Below are 18,383 nucleotides of genomic sequence, written 5' to 3'. Positions count from 1 at the left end.
ATATGATCGCTAAATCGACCGCGCCTGTACTTCGTGGGCAAGCGCGCCAAGCCTTACAACAGCCTGGTCGATTCGGTCACTCCATGGGTTGCCACAGTTTATTCGCAGGCAAGATTCAAACTTGTTTGAAATAGAGAACATCAAGCCCGGTGCAACATTGATGTTTTCTGCCCTGGCAAGCTGATAAACCAGTGTGCCGGAAACTCCAGCAGGCAGTTGAACCCAAAGCACAAAGCCGCCTTGGGGCCGGCTTATGGCTGTACTTTCGGGAAATGATCGAGCAACCGCTGTACGCATTCGTTCCGTAGCTTGGCGATAATTCTGTCGCGCAGAACGCAGATAACGATCATAACCGCCCTGTTCAAGAAAATGCGCAACGGCCATTTGTGGGATGGAAGACGTCGCCAGATTCGAGAAATATTTGTGTTGCCTGGCGCTCGCCATATAACGCCCGGGCAACATCCAGCCCACTCTCAATCCCGGCGAAATGGTTTTTGATACGGAGCTGCAATAAATTACATTACCTGTGTGGTCAAAGGCCTTCGCGGGTTTCGGTCTTTCGCCGGAATGGTACAAGTCGCCATAAATGTCATCTTCAATCAACGGTACGCCCGCAACGGCAAGCATTGAAACCAGCTGTTGTTTGCGCTCATCCGACATTCTGGCGCCCATTGGATTGCTGTGATTACACACCACCACACAAGCTTTGACAGGCCACTGCTCCAGGGCCAACTCCAAACCCTCAAGACTGAGGCCTTCCGCGGTATGAGTGGGGATCTCCAGCGCTCTCAGCCCAACAACTTCTAGCGCTTGAAGAATTCCGGGAAACGACGGTGACTCAACCGCGACGATGTCTCCGGGTTGGGTCACCGCCCTAAGACCAAGAATGATTGCTTCCTGCGCTCCGTTGGTGACGAGCACATCCTCAGGGGTGATCGGCACGCCTATCGTCGCCATACGCTGAGCGATTTGTCGGCGTAATGGCTCCTTGCCGGGAAAAGCATATTCCAGTGTTTCAATGCCACGTCGCGCCGCCCAGAGCGCGCTTTGCTGAATCTGGCGAAAGGGCAGAAAATCCGCATGAGGAATAGCTCCAGAAAGGGGCACCATGCGTTTTTGCTCGTCAGCGCACAATTCCAGGGTCATTTCCCGTGCATTAACAGGAACGGGACGGCTCCGATCGGTTTGCATGACGGGTTCCGGAGCATCCCGCAGCGGCAAGCGTACAAAGTAGCCGCTGCGCTCGCGGGCCTGAACATAACCGCGGGCCTCAAGTGTCTGGTGCGCTTGCAATATCGTCGAAACGCTGACGCCAAACTGCCGGCTTAGTGCCCTGACACCGGGCAGCCGATCGCCATCCCGAAAGACCCCATCCTGAACCTGAGCCTGAAGCCTGTCTGCTACCTCGTTATAAAGAGCGCCCATCCTGTTTGCCTCGTTAAACCAAAAAGATTATAGCCTTTAAGCAGACGTTGACTTTATTTCAACAGACCGGCGGCAAAACGGAACATCACAGATGCCACTGAAAATTGCAGTACAGAAAACCGAAAATACAATCTGTACCGGTTCAAAACCAGGTTATCTGATTCTGTTTTGGAATTTGGTATGGGCGGAAAATAGCAATACCGTAACGAGAAAAAGGAATTTGATCATGGGTATAACCAACAATCCCGCGTCCAGCGCAAGTCAAAATAACCTTTTTGGTTTCAGGCCGCCATCTGTGAAACTTGCCGCAAAACATCCTGATCAAACCCGTAAGGATTTGGCAATACTAGGTCTATCTGTTTGCCAGTGCGAGTCAAAACACTGGATGGTAACGCATCGCGCTACCCTGCCCGAGCTGCACTTTTACAGTGAGTGGGAATTAACGCAGTTTGCCAACCACAAGGCATACCAATACGCCAATCAACCATCAACGGAGAACACATGACACGCTATCCCATTTATCAGGTAGACGCGTTTACCAGCGAAATTTTCAAAGGTAACCCGGCCGCGGTCATGCCCTTAAAGGCGTGGCTTCCCGACGGGGTTCTTCAGGCCCTTGCCGCCGAGAACAACTTGTCAGAAACGGCCTTTTTTGTTCCTGAGCCAGAGGCTAGTGAAGCAGACTTCCATATTCGCTGGTTCACGCCAGAAATCGAAGTTCCTCTTTGCGGTCACGCTACGCTGGCAAGCGCCTGGGTTATTTTCAACAAACTGGGTTGGACTTCAGACCGGATTCGCCTGCGCTCCAAAAGCGGTCCGCTTGGCGTGCACAAGCAATCCGACGGTTGGCTGGTTTTGGATTTCCCAAATCTTGCGGTTACCGAACAATCTACACCCAGCATCATACTTGAAGCTTTGGCGGATGCGCCGACTACGATTTTTTACGTCGCCAAAGACACCAACTACATGCTGGTGTTAGAAAACGAAGCTGCGGTAAAAGCAGCACAACCCGACATGCAGAAAATTAAACAGCTTAAGAGCTTGGGGTTGATAGTCACCGCGCCCGGAACTGATTCGGACTTTGTTAGCCGTTACTTTGTGCCGTGCGCCGGTATTACCGAAGACCCTGTGACCGGCTCTATACACAGTGCGCTGGTGCCGTATTGGGCAGAGAAATTGGGCAAGAAAGTTCTGGAAGCGCGTCAGCTTTCTGCACGTGGTGGTCTGCTGCGCTGCGAATTGAAGGGAGAACGGGTAGCCATTGCCGGCCAAGCGGCGTTTTACTTGGAAGGCACCGTATACCTTCAATAGGACTGGTATACTTTGTGCCCACATTTTTAGCGGCAGACGGTAATGACAACGCTTTCCAGTAACCAGAACGCCAACAATCAGCACGCTAGTGACCATCGCGGCAGCCATTACGATGTCATTATCATCGGCGCCGGCGCGGCGGGGCTGATGTGTGCGGCAACCGCTGGCTATCGAGGGCGTAAGGTTCTGGTGCTGGATCATGCTAATAAGGCTGGTAAGAAAATTCTGATGAGCGGCGGCGGGCGCTGTAATTTCACCAATCTAAACAGCACAACCGCGAACTTTTTGTCCGACAATCCCCATTACTGCATTTCAGCGCTGAGACGCTACACCCCCAGGCACTTTCTGGATCTGGTGGAGCGGCATAGCGTGGAGTACGAAGAAAAGGCTCCAGGCCAGTTATTCTGTCAGCACAGCGCCAAAGACATACTGAACATGCTGCTGACCGAGTGCGAATGGGCCGGAGCTGAAGTGCGCCTAAAAACCGGCGTTACGGAGGTGGCAAGAACGCCCAAAGGTTATCGCCTTACCGCGGGTGGCCAAGCATTAACCTGTGAGTCTTTAGTCGTTGCCTGTGGCGGGATGTCTATCCCCACCCTGGGGGCTTCTAGCTTCGGCTACAACCTGGCCCGCCAATTCGGGCTGGAAATACTACCCACCCGCGCCGGGCTGGTGCCCTTTACTTTACATCCGGAACTGAAAATGACACTGGCCCCGTTGGCTGGCATCAGTTGCCCGGTAAGCGCGGAGTGCAATCATGAACAGTTCCAGGAACCGATGCTGGTTACCCACCGCGGTTTAAGTGGCCCAAGCATGCTGCAGATTTCCAGCTTCTGGCAGCCCGGTGACGAACTGCACATCAACCTGCTGCCACAACAGCAGGTTGAGCAAGACCTGCTAAGCCTGCGCAAACTCAAACCGCAAAGCACGCTCGAACACTATCTAAACGCGCACCTGCCAAAACGCTTCGCGCAAGCCTTCAACGAGCTGCAACGTTGGACCGGTCCGCTTCAAAGCTACCGCAACCCGGATATCGAACAGATCAGCCGCACGCTGCAGCAGTGGACCATAAAGCCCGCAGGCACCGAAGGCTATCGCACTGCGGAAGTGACCTTGGGCGGGGTTGACACCCGCCAGTTGTCGTCCAAAACCATGGCGGTTCTGGAGCAGCCTAATCTGTATTTTATTGGTGAAGTGGTCGACGTTACCGGCCATTTGGGCGGGCATAACTTTCAGTGGGCCTGGGCATCGGGTGTGGCGGCCGGGCAGGCGGCGTGAGTTTGCAAAAAACCGCAAAGCGGGGACGGATTTCAAATCTGTCCCCTATCCCGCTGTCTATTCAGGCCTGCCAACTCACATCCGGCTTCCAGTTATCAATCCATGCCGGAACATCACTCGCAGGCATCGGTCTTGCGATGCCGTATCCTTGCGCTAATTCGCAGCCTAGCTTTGATAACGCCGCACCGTGGGCAATCGTTTCCACACCCTCTGCAATTACGTCACGTTTGAATGATTTCGCCAAACCTATTATGCCCTCAACAATGGCTAAATCATCAGAATCGACTAGCATGTCGCGTATAAAGCTTTGGTCTATTTTAATCAGGCGGGCCGGTAAACGCCTGAGATGTGTCAGTGACGAATAGCCTGTGCCGAAGTCATCTAAAGCAAAGTTTACACCCAGCGCTATACACGCATCCATAACCTCTGACACATGCTGCACGTCGTCTAAGGCGCTTGTTTCCAGCACCTCTAACTCTAAAAGCTGAGGTTTAACATCAGGGTGGGTCGCAAGCAGAGTGGCTAGCTTCTGTGTAAAATCAGGTTGTTGCAATTGTACTGCCGCAATATTTATGCTGATGTTTATAGAAAGACTGAACCCCAAGTTTTGCCATTGACTGATCTGCGCCAGCGCCGTATCAATAACCCATTCACCCATCTCGATATTCATAGCATGTTTTTCAATCACGGGCAAAAACGCAATTGGATTTAACAGGCCCCGTTCAGGATGTTGCCAGCGAATTAACGCCTCAACACCCGTAACCGTACCCGTCCGCATATTAACTTTAGGCTGATAATAGAGCACGAATTGTTTATTATCCAATGCACTGCGAATAGCCGCCAGGCTTTTCCGTTGCTCTTTAACCGCATCATCTTGAGCCGTATCAAACAAATGATAACGATTCTTACCTGATTCTTTAGCCACATACATGGCTTGATCTGCGTGGCGCACAAGTTGGTCAGCATCGACATTGTCCTGCGGGTAAACGGTAACCCCAATACTTGCTGATACCTTTACCACCGCTTCACCAAGAGCCACCGGCCCAGAAGCCGCGAGTAGAATACGCCCTAGTATGGGCTCGCAATCTTCGACCCTTACCAAATTAGTTAAAACGGCAACAAACTCATCACCGCCAATCCGGGCTAAGGTATCACCTTCACGTAATGCATCTTGCATGCGCTGAGACAGTGCAACTAGCAGTTCATCGCCCACATCGTGCCCGTAGGCATCATTAATGCGCTTAAAACCATCTAAATCGAGAAATAAGACCGCTAGTGATTTATCATGGCGGTGGCACTGCAACATCGCTTGCGACAATCGGTCCGCAAGCAATGAGCGATTGGGTAACCTCGTGAGTATGTCGAAATGAACTATACGTTCTAGCTGGTCTTGATGTTCTTTAATCTGGGTTATATCGGTACATAAGGCAACATAGTGGGTGGTGACGTTATTTGCATCGCGTACGGCACTGATGGTTTTCATTTCCGCGTATAATTCACCACACTTACGACGATTCCAGATTTCGCCATACCAATAGCCTTCTTTCAGTAGCGCATTCCACATATCAACATAAAATTCTGGGGATTGCCGACCCGATTGTAGAATCCGTGAATTTTTCCCAATAACCTCTTCACGGCTATAGCCTGTTGTTTCTGTAAAAGTGTCGTTAACGTCCAGTATGGTTCCAGCAGCATCCGTAATGGTGATCGCTTCACCTGCATGGGCAAATACACTGGCTGCCAAGGCTAACTCATTTGCTCGTTTTTCCTTCTCCGCATTCGCGAGAATTAATTCATTTGCTCGTTTATCTTTCTCTTTATTTTGAAAGGCGAGTTCTTCGTTAGCAAGAATCAACTCGCTTGCCCGCTTTTCTTTTTCTTCATTGGCTATATTTTGGTTCTCTTCAGCTTTCTTTCTATCGGTAATGTCAATCATCGCGGTTAGGCAGTCCATACCCGTAACGCCCAGATTCGCCTCGACACTGAACCAAGCCGTACGCTTTTCAACCTTAACTAATATTTCGCAAAATTCTATGCCGTTGCCTTCAAAGGCTTTTTCCAGACACCGTTTAAAAGTATCACGATATTGAGCCGTCACGTGGTTTGAAAACAACTTCCCTACTAGATTGGCTCTTTCGATGCGCAGCAGGCTCGCACCGCGCAAATTGACCTGATTGATAACGCCATCCCGATCAAAAGCAAAATACGCAATCGGTGCAAATTCAAATAACTCCGTATATCGGTAATGCAATCGTTCTGTTATCCGCGCCTGCTGCAATTCCTCATTTTGCATTTCCAGTTCGATTTTATGAACTTGCAGTTCATACAGCATCCTTTGGGCGTTCTCTTCACTCCGGATAGCGTTGTTACGCTGGACCTGGTTTTCCAATCGTATTTCGGCACGCTGCCGCAATTCTGTTGACAGCGGCTTTGGCGGCTTTGGCGGGGTGGTCATATTACCGGCCTTAAAACACGTAATTCTTTCTCTAACTTTTTGGCTTCGCTAATGTTAATGAAGGTGATAACCACACCACTGATCACGTCATCCTGCGTTCGGTAAGGCATGATGCGAACCTTGAACCAGCGATCATTGTCGGCAGTGATCTCCTTTTCTGAAAACACCAGCGTCTCTAACACCGCCTTCGCATCCTTTTGCAGTGTGACATAATCCAGCTCAGTCGCTACATCCGAAAGTGGGCGACCGACATCGCTCGCGATCAGTTTGAACAGAGGAGTGATGTGAGAGGTAAAACGCCGTACGCGCAGTTTATTATCGAGGAATATCGTGGCTATTTCCGTGCTATTAAGCAGATTCTTCATGTCGTTATTGGTCCACGACAAATCTTCGACCTTGGATTGCAGTTCGGCGTTGACGGTTTGTAACTCTTCGTTCATCGACTGCATTTCTTCTTTGGAAGTGGTTAGCTCCTCATTGGTCGACTGCAACTCTTCATTGGTTGATTGCAGTTCTTCATTAGCAGATTTCCGCTCTTCCTGGGAAGCCTGCATTTTTTCGTGAAGTGATTGTATGTCGCTACGAGCCTGTTGCAATTCGGCCTTACTTTCTTGTTCGGCTGCACCCGGTTTTCTGCGGGGCAACTTGGTTGATTTCGCAACATCGGTAAACACCACCATTAGCAAACCAAGCAGAGATTTTGGTTTAGTAATGGCTTGAACCGTCAAATTAATAGTGCATGCATCTACCGTCAGGTTTGGAATATTAACAGGCTCTACCTGCGTCTGAGCTTGCTTCATTGCGAGATTAATGTGGTGTTGCAGTTCCTCACGCGCCATTACGTGAATATTCCAGTTGGCTTTTCCTGCAGCGGGTTCTAAATACTTTCCGGTGCGACCATTGATATAAAGTATATCACCGGCAGCATTCACCAAAACCGCGGCGGGTGAGTAGTTTTGTAGCAGAATTTGATCCGCCTGCCCTTGTAAGTTGGTGATTTTTGGGGTCATGTCACGAGGACTCTCAGGTTCATTTTCTAACAAGGATATGACGGGAACTTTGTGTGTAGGGAAGTCAACTTCTACATGGTGTTCAAGAGTATCAATACGGGTATAGATCCGGGCATTATCGTTGAGTGCTGAGAACAATGAAGTGGCATTACCAATCGTTTCAGCGTTGCCTAAAAGCAAAATACCGTTAGACGTTAATGCGTAGTGAAACAGTGGAATTAGCTTCTGCTGTAAGCTCACACCAAAATAAATTAAAATATTACGACACGTAATAATATCTAATTTTGTGAATGGTGGGTCCATAATGATGTTCTGTGGTGCAAATATAACCATATCACGTATTTTCTTAGTGATGCGGTAACCGTTATCCTCTTTAATAAAGTAACGATTTAACTGATCTGAAGGTACAGCAGCTTCAATATTTGCGGGATACTGACCTACTCGCGCAATATTAATAGCATCATCGTCTAAATCAGTCGCAAATATCTGTAACTTGAAACGCCCTTTGGGCTTAACGTCATCCAAAACGTCCATTACCGTCATTGCTAGCGAGTACGCCTCTTCTCCCGTGGAGCAGGCCGTCACCCAAGCTCGAAGTTCTTTACCTTCAGGATAATGAGCTAAAAGTGCTGGCAATGAAACTGACCTGAGCTGTACCCATACTTCTTGGTCACGAAAAAAATGGGTGACCCCAATTAATAATTCTTTGAACAGTAAGTCTTGTTCTTGTAAATTCTCACGTAGATAACGCGCATAGAGTTCCATGGTTTTAAGCTGGTGCAAACCCATGCGTCGCTCAATGCGACGATAGAGCGTATTTTCCTTATAGAATGAAAAATCGTTCCCGGTACGCTCACGCAATATGATAACGATCTTTTCAAGCGAGCTTGCTGGCTTAAGCTTTAACTTCATTGCAATGTTATTCAGAACACCCCGTGGGCTATGGTTCATAAACGCCACTATGTGTTCTGGCAGTTTTTCAGTCGATGCGACGATGTCAGCTAGCCCAGCATTGATCGCGCTACGAGGCATTGCATCAAATTTCGCGGATTCAGGCGACTGCACCAAAGACAGCCCCGCATTCTCCTTGATGGCGCGTAAGCCTATCGTGCCATCAAAACCCATGCCAGACAGAATGATACCCACAGCGCGTTCGTGCTGATCATCAGCCAGAGACCGAAAAAAGTAATCAATGGGTAACCGCAACCCACGCTTATTTACCGGATCAAGCAAAAATAGTGAACCGTGTAGGATAGACAAATCTTTGTTAGGTGGGATTACATACACGCAGTTAGGCTCTACCTTCATACGGTTGCGCGCTTGCATCACTTTCATCTGTGTAATGCGTTGCAGCAACTCGGGCATAATGCTTTTGTAGGTAGGGTCAAGATGCTGGATGACAACAAATGCGGTGCTACAGGGAGTTAGCACATGAGAAAGAAAATCTTCTAACGCTTCCAGGCCACCCGCAGATGCACCAATGCCTACGATGACTGGCGTGTTCGCAACAGCTGACGGCTCCGGCTCGGCGGAAGGACTTGTCTTGATAACGTTAACTTTCTGTCGCATCCCGCTAAATTCCTTTAAACCCGACGCATCGATTGTAAACTTTACTGTTTACTTTTGTAATCACAATAGACGAATTGGTTGTAGCCCAGCCCGGGTAGGGAACAACGTTGATAAAAAAGGCGAAACCACGTTAGTGGCCTCGCCTTTTTAAGGGTCGGGCGTAATTTCCAAAGCGGGGACAGATTTGAAATCTGCCCCCTAAAACCACAAATGTATCCACTATTCCGTAAAATCTCAGCGCAGAATAACCAGTGGTTTTTTAGCTGTTTTCAGCATATTGGTGGTGGTACTACCGAGCAGGAACCTACGAATTTTTGAGTGGCCATAGGCGCCCATTACCAGTAAATCAATGTTGTGTTCGTTCTGGTAGCGATGCAACACATGCTCTACCTCACCGCTGCGGATGGCCAGGGTGATGTCGGCTTCCAGCGGTGCCAGCATGGCCTCGGCTTTGCGCAGCTGCGCCATGGCCTCTGGGCTTTCCTCGCCTACCATCACCAGGTGCAGTGGCATGCCTCTCAAAACCTGGGTGGCGGCTAAGTGCTCTACTCCACGAAACGCGGTAGCGCTGCCGTCAAAAGCCAACATGGAGCTTTGCGGCGCAGAAAAGTTGTCAGGCACCAGCAGAATTGGGCGGCTCATGCTGCGAATCACCGTCTCCAGCTGACTGCCAATGTGCAGATCGCGGTCGGAGCTGCTTTCGCCATAAAGACCCATCACCAGCAAGCGCGTCTGCTCCTGAAGCCCTAGTAGGGATTCGGTGAGGTCGCCGTGGCGCTGACGCTTTTTGATGTCGCTGATGCCCGCCTGCTTAACTCGCTGCTCGGCGTTTTCCAGCATGTGATTGCCGTGCTCCAAAGCGAGCTTAGAGCGTTTGCGATCCAGTTCGGCCAGTTCGTCCAGCAAATGTTCCCGGCTGCCGAGGCCAATATTGCCAGCCAGGTCCGGCTCTGACGGATAGCGCTCTTCGTCCAGCACGTGCAGCAGGGTCAGCGGCGAGTCCATATATTTGCTCGCCCAGGCAGCGTAGTCACACACCGCCGGCGCAGCGCGTGAGCCGTCAATGCAGGCCACCACGTGCAAGGTGTCTTGCGGCGCGTTTTGTGACGCTTTTTGTGAAGGGCGCTTGGCGTTCGGTGTTGTATTTTGCATATTAATGGCCTATCAGCTGGTCAACGCCTTCCGGCTTGTCGTGCACACCAAAGCGGTCAACGATGGTGGCACTGGCTTCGTTCATGCCAATAACTTCTACCTCTGCTCCGTCGCGGCGGAACTTGATAACGACCTTGTCCAGCGCACCCACGGCGGTAATGTCCCAGAAATGGGCGCGACTCACATCTATTACTACTTTATCGACCACTTCACGGAAGTCAAAGGCGGCTACAAACTTTTCCGACGAACTGAAGAATACTTGCCCGGTAACCTTATAGGTACGGGTACTGTCAGCCTCGTTCAAAACACTGTCCACGCCCATGTAATGGCCAATTCTGTTGGCGAAAAACAGCGCCGCCAGCAGCACACCGGCAAATACGCCCAATGCCAGGTTGTGAGTGAACACCACCACCACCACGGTCACCAGCATCACAATGTTGGACGACAACGGATGGGTTTTCAGATTGCGGATAGACTCCCAGGAGAAGGTGCCGATGGACACCATGATCATCACCGCTACCAACGCGGCCATGGGAATGCGCACCAGAAAGTCGTCCAGTACCAGAATCAACACCATCAGGAAAACACCGGCGGTCAGCGTTGACAGGCGGCCACGGCCACCGGATTTGATATTGATGATCGACTGGCCAATCATGGCGCAGCCTGCCATACCGCCCAGCAAGCCCGAACCGATGTTGGCAATACCCTGCCCCTTGCATTCGCGGTTGCGGTCGCTTTCGGTATCGGTCAGATCGTCCACGATGGTGGCAGTCATCATCGATTCCAACAGGCCCACCGCTGCCAGCGGTATGGCGTAGGGCAAAATAATCATCAGGGTTTCAAGATTCAGCGGCACATCTGGCCACAGGAAAATCGGCAGTGTATCCGGCAGGTCGCCCATATCACCTACGGTGCGCACGTCGATATCAAACAGGAACGCAACAACCGTCAGCCCCACAATGCACACCAATGGCGACGGCAGCACCTTGCCCAGCTTCGGTATATAAGGAAACAAATAGATGATGCCCAGGCCAGCCGCCGTTAGTGCATATACGTGCCAGGTAACGTTGGTCAGTTCCGGCAGCTGAGCCATGAAGATCAGGATGGCCAAGGCGTTGACAAAGCCGGTCACCACCGAGCGCGACACAAAGCGCATCAGGCTGCCCAGCTTTAAGTAGCCGGCCACCAACTGAATCAGACCTGTGAGCAAGGTGGCGGCCATCAGATATTCCAGGCCGTGTTCTTTTACCAGGGTAACCATGAGCAGCGCCATGGCGCCGGTAGCTGCAGAAATCATGCCCGGCCGGCCGCCGACAAAGGCGATGATCACGGCGATGCAGAATGACGCGTACAGCCCTACTTTCGGGTCTACGCCGGCAATAATGGAAAAGGCAATGGCTTCGGGAATCAGCGCCAGCGCCACCACTACGCCCGCGAGTAAATCGCCGCGCACATTCGACAGCCATTGATGCTTAAGGGTGTTCACCATATCGGGTTCCGTTTTTACTTAAGAGCTTCTTAAGAGTTGCTTAAGGGTTACTCAGTTCGGGTCATTGCGACAGCCGCTATCGCCAGCAACCGTCTGCGGTTGTGGTAATGGGTTGTAAGCGTGAAAATAGCTGTGAAAAGGTGGCAGAGTTTAGCAGATTGTGTTGCCTGGCAAAAACCGCTGTGCAGGACAGTTATTACCATGGACGTAACCACCGATTTTTTGGCCACTAATCAATCCACTATCCGTTTGGCCATTGCTTTGTTGCTGGGCGCCATTGTGGGCCTGGAACGGGGCTGGGATGCCCGCGAACAGAAATCCGGCGATCGTGTTGCGGGTATTCGCACCTTTGCGCTGGTCGGCTTGCTGGGCGGGGTGGCCGCGCTGATTACCCGCGAACTTTCAGCCTGGGCATTCCCGGTATTGCTGATTGCCGTGGTCGCGACAGGCCTGGTTGCCTACAGCAGCCGGTTGCAGTACATCCGCAACTTCAGTATTACCGGAATCATCGGCATGGTGCTGACCTTCTGTTTTGGCGCCATTGCGGTGGCCATAGATCCGGTGATTGCCACGGCAGCAGCGGTGGTCACGGCTATCATTCTGGACAATAAGGAAGAGATTCACAGCCTGGTACATAAACTTCAGGCCAGCGAGCTGGACGCAGCGCTCAAGCTACTGCTGATTTCCGTGGTGATGCTGCCCTTGTTACCCAATCAAAGCATGGGCCCCGGCGGTGTGCTGAACCCGCGGGAAATCTGGTGGATGGTGGTGATGATTGCCTCCATTTCCTTTGTCGGCTATTTCGCTATGCGTTTGGCCGGCACTCAAAAGGGTATTCTATTCACCAGTCTGTTCGCCGGCTTGAGCTCGTCCACCGCGCTGACCCTGCACTTTGCGCGGCAGTCTGCAAAGGCGCCGCAAATAGCGCCGCAACTGGCGGCCGGCATTTTGATTGCTTGCGGCACCATGTTTCCGCGCATTCTGATTTACTGCTTTGTGATTGCGCCGGCTCTGCTTCCCAGCCTGGTGCTCCCGGTTCTGGTGATGACAGCGCTGCTTTACGGCCCGGCCCTGATAATCTGGTATCGGCACAGCCACAACAGCAATGTCAGCCAGCCGGTGCTAAGCCAGAATCCGTTGGACTTAACCTCGGCCCTGGTTTTTGGTGCTCTTCTGACCGGCATCCTGCTATTGGGTGAGTTCCTGAAAAACTGGCTCGGCGATACCGGCATCTATGTGCTGGCCGCCAGTTCAGGCATCGCAGATGTGGACGCCATTACTCTGTCGCTCACCCGCATGTCCCTCGCTGGTCTGGACAGCAATACCGCGGTAATAGGCATTGTGATCGCCGCGGCGGTGAATAATCTGGTGAAATCCGGCATGGCACTGGGTATTGGCAGCCGCCAGACTGGATTGCTAGTGACGGTGCCCATGGTATTGTCGCTAGCGGCCGGCTTGCTAACGGCATTGTTACAAACGCCTTAAACCCGGTCCAGAAGCCGAGAATTGTGCGAAAAAATACCCTTTTAACGCGCTATTCATGTATTAAGTGGCAAAAACCCGTATATTTCCACGATCTAAATCTTTTACAAAGGATACCTTAATGCTGTTTGCAATCATTCTAGGCGGCCTGATTGGTTCGGCTTTTGGCGGCTTCGCCGGCTTCATTATTGGCGGCGCGATTGGTGCATTTTTACTGAACCGAATAAAAAGCCGGTTAATCGGAAAACTGCAGAATATTCAAAGCGGTTTTGTTGAGTCTGTGTTCGCGGTCATGGGTGCGGTGTGCAAAGCCGACGGCGTGGTTTCACAAAATGAAATCGCCGTGGCGGAGGCCATGTTTACCCGCTTTCGCCTGAACGAAAGCCAGAAGACCAACGCCCGCGCCGCGTTCAACCGCGGCAAAGCACCAGAGTTTGATCTGGACGCCGAACTGCAACGCTTTATGCGCGTCAGCGGCGGCCAATCGGCTTTGTTGCAGATGTTTCTGCAGGTTCAGGTATCGGCGGTAGCCGCCGATGGTGTAGTGCACCCGGCCGAGCACGAGATGCTGGTTAAAATTGCCCGTGGCCTGGGGTTGCCGGAAAGCCAGGTTGACCAGCTGGAAGCCATGCTGCGTGGTGCCCATTACAGCCAGACCGGCGGCGGCCAGCGCTCCAGCGTTCAACAAAACGAAGACGCCTACAAGGTATTGGGGGTATCGCCGCAAGACAGCGATGACGACATCAAAAAGGTGTATCGCAAGCTGATGAGTGAAAATCATCCGGACAAACTGGCCGGCCGCGGCTTGCCAGAAAGCATGCGCGAAATGGCCGAAGAGCGCACCGGCGAAATCACCCACGCCTACGACGTAATCAAAGACGCCCGCAGTGCCAATAAATAGGGGCTCCCGGGGACAGATTTGAAATCCGTCCCCTAGCTCAGACCCCCAGGGACGGATTTCAAATCCGTCCCTTAGCTTGCCCCCTAGCTCCCAGCAACTGTTTCACTTTTTGCCCGCTTTGCTCACCCAGTACCAACAGCGCCGGTGTGAGTAGCAGGGTAAGCACCGTTGCGAACGTCAGCCCACCGGCAATGGCGCTGGACATCTGGGTCCACCATTGGGTGGATGGCGCGTTTAGCCCTAGCGACGGTGTAATCAAATCTACGTTTATGCCCAGCACCATCGGCATCAGGCCTAGTACGGTGGTTATGGCGGTTAGCAACACCGGGCGTAGGCGCAGGCAACCGGTTTCCAGCGCCGCTGCCGCCGGTTCCATGCCGTCGGCCCGCATCTGGTTGTAAGTATCAATCAGAATAATATTGTTGTTTACCACAATACCCGCCAACGCAATGGTACCCATACCCACCATCACAATGCCAAACGGCTGACTGTTCAGAAGCAGGCCCAGTAACACGCCAGCGGTAGACAGTACAATGGCCGACAAAATCAAAAAACTTTGGTACAGCGAGTTGAACTGGGTCACCAGAATCAGCAGCATCAGCCCTATGGCCACCAGAAACGCGTTAATCAGGAAGTTGGCCGCTTGCTGTTGATCTTCACTTTCGCCACCTTCAAGCACGGTTATGCCGTCCGGCAACTCAGGCATGTTAGCGAGCAGCTCTCGTAACGCCTCTTCCACTTGGCGACCGGGTTGCAGATCGGCTTTGATGGTGATGGTACGGCGGCCATCCACCCGCACGATGTTGCCGGTTTTATCACCGGGCTCTAAACTGACAAACTGCGACAGCGGTACCTGGCCCCGTGAGGTGTTCAGGGTTTGCCGCTCCAGCTGATCCAGTTCACGCCAGTTGTTAGGAACGCGCACCACAATATCCACTTCATCGCGCACGTCTTCCGGGCGGTAGCTGGCCAGCACCAAGCCGTTGGTCACCAGCCGCACGGCGTTGCCGATGCTGGCCACGTCGGTGCCGAAACGGGCCGCCGCTTCGCGGTTCACCTTCAGGCGCCATTCAATGCCGTCAAGGCTGCGATCGTCTTCGGTGTCCACATAAGCACCCTGCTCCAGCATTTGCGCACGTATCGCGCTGACCGCGGCTTCCAGGTTGTCGGGATTACGGCTGCTGATCTGCAACTCAATCGGTTTGCCACCGGCCGGGCCATCTTCCTGCTTACGAAACTCCAGCTCCACGCCCGGAATGTCGGCGGTGCGCTGGCGAAAATCCTCTAAAATAACGTCGGCGGCACGCCGGGTGTTCCATTCGTTAAACTGAAACTGCAGCACACCAATAACATCCGGCGCCATTTGCTGGCTGCCGCTGATCATCGAACGGCTGTACAAGGCACGCACCTCGGGCATGCCCTGTAAACGCCCGGCCACAGCCTGCACAATGGCGTCGCGCTCCCAAATGGACAAATCACCGCGGGCACGCACTTGAACCTGGGCCGACTCCGGTTCTACGCTGGGGAAAAACTCTACGCCGTGGTTTAACCGGCCATAGACGACGTAAACCACGCCAATCACCAGAATCACCGCTAGCAGAGTCAGTCCGGGGCGACGCAATATGGCGGCCAGACTGTTGCGGTAAACGCCCATCAAACGGTTATCAGTGTGCACCGCCCGCGGCCGGCGACCGCCGCCAATGCCACCCAGCACCGGCAAAAACACCAGCGCCATCGCTAAAGACGCCAGCAGGCAGATAATCACCGTGATGGGCAAAAACTTCATAAATTCCCCGACCATACCGGGCCAGAACAACAAGGGCACAAACACCGCCAGGGTGGTCGTGGTGGAGGCGATAATGGGCCAGGCCATGCGGCTGGCAGCTTCACCCCAGGCGTTGTTAACGCTCAGGCCGTCTGACAGATTTCGATCTGCCAGCTCCGACACCACAATGGCGCCGTCTACCAACATGCCGGTCACCAGAATCAAGGAGAACAGCACAATAATGTTAAGGGTCATACCCATAGACCAGATCACCAGAATCGCCGTCAGGAAGGCGCCCGGAATGGTCAGGCCGACCAATATAGCGGCGCGCGGGCCCATAGTGGCGATGATCACGATGGTGACCAACACAATGGCGGTCAGCACGTTGTTCAGCAGGTCGGTTAGCATGTCCTCCACCTCGCCCGACTGGTCCATGATGTAACGGATATCCAGCTCGTCGGGCAGGCGTTCTTGCGCCGCCACGATCAATTCACGCACCTGAGCACTGGTCGCGATGATGTTGGCCCCGGAACGCTTGGACACTTCCAGCACCAGCGCCGGCTTACCGTTGATACGGGCAAAACCCTGGGGATCTTTGTAGCTGCGCTGCAGCATGGCGACATCACCAAAGGTGATTACGGTGTCGCCAGCTACCTTTACCGGTATCGACAGCACGTCTTCCACGTTTTCAATCACGCCCGGCACTTTCAACGTCATCCGGCCATTGCCAGTGTCGATGGAGCCCGCCGCTACCAGCTGGTTGTTGCGCGACACCAATGTGCCCAACTGATTAAAATCCAGGCCATAACTTTCCAACACCTGGGGGTCGACGACAATTTCCAGCAGATCTTCGCGATCGCCGGCAATGTCGACTTCCAAAACTTCCGGAATGGCTTCAATGGCGTCTTTCAAGCCGCGGGCGATGGTGATCAGCTCACGCTCGGCCAGCGGGCCGGAGAGGCCAATGGACATCACCGGAAACAGTGAAATATTCACTTCATTCACTCGTGGCTCATCGGCTTCCTGCGGCAGATTGCTGCGTGCGGTATCTACCTTTTCGCGCACGTCCTGCAAGGCTTTGTCGGCGTCGAAACCAGCGTCAAATTCCAGCATGACGGACGCAAAGCCTTCAGAGGCGTTCCCGCGCATTTCCTTGACCCCTTCCAAAGAGCGCAATTCCTGTTCCATCGGCCGTACCAGCAAACGCTCGGCGTCTTCCGGGCTGACGCCTTCAAGGCTCATGGACACATAAATCATCGGAATGGTGATGTCCGGATTGGCTTCTTTGGGAATTACCATGTAAGCGGCGTAACCGCCAATCACCAGAAACAACAGCAACAGCAACGTGGTGCGACTGCGGTCTATAGCTGCAAATATAAGGGAGCGCATGAGTTAGCCCTCGCCGCTGGTTGCGGCAACGGCCGTGACTTCTTCACCCTCGCTGACAAAGCCTGCGCCGCGAGTAATCAGGCGCAGGCTTTCCGGTAAGCCATCTACCCAGGCGCCATCGGTTTTCACGCTGAGCAGGCGAACCCGGGAAAACACCACTTTGTTGTCATCGCCGACGTGTTTTACGCCAGGCTTACCGTTGCTATCCAACGCCAGAAACGCCGGCGACAGGTGATGGGCGCTCACCTCGGGCAAGGCAATGGCCAGGTTGGCGCTGCCACCAGCGATACGCCTTTGTTGCGGGTTGTCTACCTCTACTTCGATCGCAAAGCTGCGGGTGCCGGTGTCGGCGGCGCTGGCTAAAAAACGAACACGCCCGCTTAATTCTTCGCCGTTCAGCAACCGCACACTGACCAGCTGGCCTTCAGCGACCTGGTGCACCGCTTGCTGGGGTATCTGGGCCGTGGCTTTTAGCCGGTCTACCTGAACTACGTGCATCAAGGCCGTGCCCGGTTGTACCCAATCACCCGCTTCTACGGATTTTTGGTTAATCACGCCATCAAAGGGCGCTTGGGGCGCCAAATCTGCAACCCCCTGATCGGCCATTTCCAATTCGGCTTTGGCCGCCGCCATTTCGCTTTCCAGCCCCAGCAAATCCGAATCAGACGCCAGATTACGGCTGCGCAAACTCTGGGCAGCGTTCAAATCCGCGTTCAGTTTGCGCACCCGTGCCTGCCAGCGACTGCGTTCGGCGCTGCGACCGTCGTCAGTGAGGGTGAGCAGCGTCTGGCCTTTACTAACGGTGTCACCCAGTCCGACCTCCAGTGATTTCACCGTGGCAGATATCCTGGCGGACACGGCAACGGATCGCCACGGCAACACCTGCCCTTGTACCAACAATTCGGGCTGATAATTGCGAGCGTTCAACGTTGTTACCTGTACCCGGGTCAGTTCGGTGCCCTGCTGCGCCAGTGGCTCCGGCGCTTTGGTTTCTGTCTGTTTGATGTCGCCGCTGGCCATCCAGACTAGCAACGCCACAATTAACACGACGGACAGGCCGACAGAGCTCCATTTGAATTTGTTCATACTGCTCTCATTAAAAAAACCGGTTGTTGCGAACACCACTAAAAAAACGGGTTGCCAAGCGCATAAAAAAG

General features: G+C 52.9%; 12 protein-coding genes. 5 read left to right on the top strand and 7 right to left on the bottom strand.

Translation table 11 applies throughout. The features are described 5' to 3' along the window. Positions 1 to 9 precede the first annotated feature (9 nt). Positions 10 to 1,425, bottom strand: a complete 1,416-nt coding sequence (locus MIH18_RS20650) for a PLP-dependent aminotransferase family protein (RefSeq protein WP_249013354.1) — start codon at positions 1,423 to 1,425, stop codon at positions 10 to 12. Positions 1,426 to 1,516: 91 nt separating this feature from the next. On the opposite strand from MIH18_RS20650, the gene MIH18_RS20645 reads away from it, so the two are divergent. From MIH18_RS20645 to MIH18_RS20635, 3 genes are read left to right on the top strand one after another with little or no spacing between them, the layout of a single operon-like run. Next, a complete protein-coding gene (locus tag MIH18_RS20645; protein WP_249005447.1) occupies positions 1,517 to 1,930 on the top strand; it encodes a hypothetical protein in 414 nt (137 codons plus the stop codon). Further along, positions 1,927 to 2,736, top strand: coding sequence for a PhzF family phenazine biosynthesis protein (locus MIH18_RS20640; RefSeq protein WP_249005448.1), 810 nt, complete (start codon positions 1,927 to 1,929; stop codon positions 2,734 to 2,736). Before MIH18_RS20645 ends, MIH18_RS20640 begins: the two co-directional genes overlap by 4 nt. 42 nt (positions 2,737 to 2,778) lie before the next feature. After that, a complete protein-coding gene (locus MIH18_RS20635) occupies positions 2,779 to 4,014 on the top strand; it encodes an NAD(P)/FAD-dependent oxidoreductase (protein WP_249013353.1) in 1,236 nt (411 codons plus the stop codon). A gap of 61 nt (positions 4,015 to 4,075) precedes the next feature. Here MIH18_RS20635 and MIH18_RS20630 read toward each other — a convergent pair whose 3' ends face one another. The 4 genes from MIH18_RS20630 to MIH18_RS20615 form a co-directional block, all read right to left on the bottom strand. Beyond that, the gene (locus MIH18_RS20630; protein ID WP_249013352.1) at positions 4,076 to 6,469 is read right to left on the bottom strand and encodes an EAL domain-containing protein; all 2,394 of its coding nucleotides are present in this window, start codon (positions 6,467 to 6,469) and stop codon (positions 4,076 to 4,078) included. Then, entirely contained in the window at positions 6,466 to 9,048 is a 2,583-nt protein-coding gene (locus MIH18_RS20625; RefSeq protein WP_249005451.1) for a chemotaxis protein CheB, read from the bottom strand. Before MIH18_RS20625 ends, MIH18_RS20630 begins: the two co-directional genes overlap by 4 nt. Before the next feature lie 234 nt (positions 9,049 to 9,282). Continuing rightward, entirely contained in the window at positions 9,283 to 10,200 is a 918-nt protein-coding gene (locus MIH18_RS20620; protein WP_249005452.1) for a universal stress protein, read from the bottom strand. Position 10,201: 1 nt separating this feature from the next. Next, on the bottom strand, positions 10,202 to 11,689 hold the full coding sequence (locus tag MIH18_RS20615; protein ID WP_249005453.1) for a SulP family inorganic anion transporter: 1,488 nt from the start codon (positions 11,687 to 11,689) through the stop codon (positions 10,202 to 10,204). Positions 11,690 to 11,890: 201 nt separating this feature from the next. Here MIH18_RS20615 and MIH18_RS20610 point away from each other — a divergent pair, with 201 nt between their 5' ends. Further along, on the top strand, positions 11,891 to 13,174 hold the full coding sequence (locus tag MIH18_RS20610; protein ID WP_249013351.1) for an MgtC/SapB family protein: 1,284 nt from the start codon (positions 11,891 to 11,893) through the stop codon (positions 13,172 to 13,174). Between the two features lie 118 nt (positions 13,175 to 13,292). Next, positions 13,293 to 14,072 (top strand): co-chaperone DjlA, encoded by a 780-nt coding sequence (gene djlA / locus MIH18_RS20605; protein ID WP_249005455.1) that lies wholly within the window; start codon positions 13,293 to 13,295, stop codon positions 14,070 to 14,072. A gap of 58 nt (positions 14,073 to 14,130) precedes the next feature. Here djlA and MIH18_RS20600 read toward each other — a convergent pair whose 3' ends face one another. Both MIH18_RS20600 and MIH18_RS20595 read right to left on the bottom strand, forming a co-directional pair. After that, positions 14,131 to 17,226: an efflux RND transporter permease subunit gene (locus MIH18_RS20600; protein WP_249013350.1), complete on the bottom strand. Its 3,096-nt coding sequence runs from the start codon at positions 17,224 to 17,226 to the stop codon at positions 14,131 to 14,133. Positions 17,227 to 17,229: 3 nt separating this feature from the next. Further along, positions 17,230 to 18,312, bottom strand: coding sequence for an efflux RND transporter periplasmic adaptor subunit (locus MIH18_RS20595; protein WP_249005457.1), 1,083 nt, complete (start codon positions 18,310 to 18,312; stop codon positions 17,230 to 17,232). Positions 18,313 to 18,383: the final 71 nt, after the last annotated feature.

It is taken from the genome of Marinobacter sp. M3C (genome assembly GCF_023311895.1).
Lineage (GTDB): Bacteria > Pseudomonadota > Gammaproteobacteria > Pseudomonadales > Oleiphilaceae > Marinobacter.
Note: the sequence above shows the minus strand (reverse complement) of the source record. Positions and strands in the feature narration are given on the sequence as shown.

What these genes read in the sequence shown, in the direction of transcription:
- MIH18_RS20650 (WP_249013354.1), bottom strand. Translation starts at nt 1,425, where the DNA reads ATGGGCGCTCTTTATAACGAGGTAGCAGACAGGCTTCAGGCTCAGGTT.
- MIH18_RS20645 (WP_249005447.1), top strand. Translation starts at nt 1,517, where the DNA reads ATGCCACTGAAAATTGCAGTACAGAAAACCGAAAATACAATCTGTACC.
- MIH18_RS20640 (WP_249005448.1), top strand. Translation starts at nt 1,927, where the DNA reads ATGACACGCTATCCCATTTATCAGGTAGACGCGTTTACCAGCGAAATT.
- MIH18_RS20635 (WP_249013353.1), top strand. Translation starts at nt 2,779, where the DNA reads ATGACAACGCTTTCCAGTAACCAGAACGCCAACAATCAGCACGCTAGT.
- MIH18_RS20630 (WP_249013352.1), bottom strand. Translation starts at nt 6,469, where the DNA reads ATGACCACCCCGCCAAAGCCGCCAAAGCCGCTGTCAACAGAATTGCGG.
- MIH18_RS20625 (WP_249005451.1), bottom strand. Translation starts at nt 9,048, where the DNA reads ATGCGACAGAAAGTTAACGTTATCAAGACAAGTCCTTCCGCCGAGCCG.
- MIH18_RS20620 (WP_249005452.1), bottom strand. Translation starts at nt 10,200, where the DNA reads ATGCAAAATACAACACCGAACGCCAAGCGCCCTTCACAAAAAGCGTCA.
- MIH18_RS20615 (WP_249005453.1), bottom strand. Translation starts at nt 11,689, where the DNA reads ATGGTGAACACCCTTAAGCATCAATGGCTGTCGAATGTGCGCGGCGAT.
- MIH18_RS20610 (WP_249013351.1), top strand. Translation starts at nt 11,891, where the DNA reads ATGGACGTAACCACCGATTTTTTGGCCACTAATCAATCCACTATCCGT.
- djlA (WP_249005455.1), top strand. Translation starts at nt 13,293, where the DNA reads ATGCTGTTTGCAATCATTCTAGGCGGCCTGATTGGTTCGGCTTTTGGC.
- MIH18_RS20600 (WP_249013350.1), bottom strand. Translation starts at nt 17,226, where the DNA reads ATGCGCTCCCTTATATTTGCAGCTATAGACCGCAGTCGCACCACGTTG.
- MIH18_RS20595 (WP_249005457.1), bottom strand. Translation starts at nt 18,312, where the DNA reads ATGAACAAATTCAAATGGAGCTCTGTCGGCCTGTCCGTCGTGTTAATT.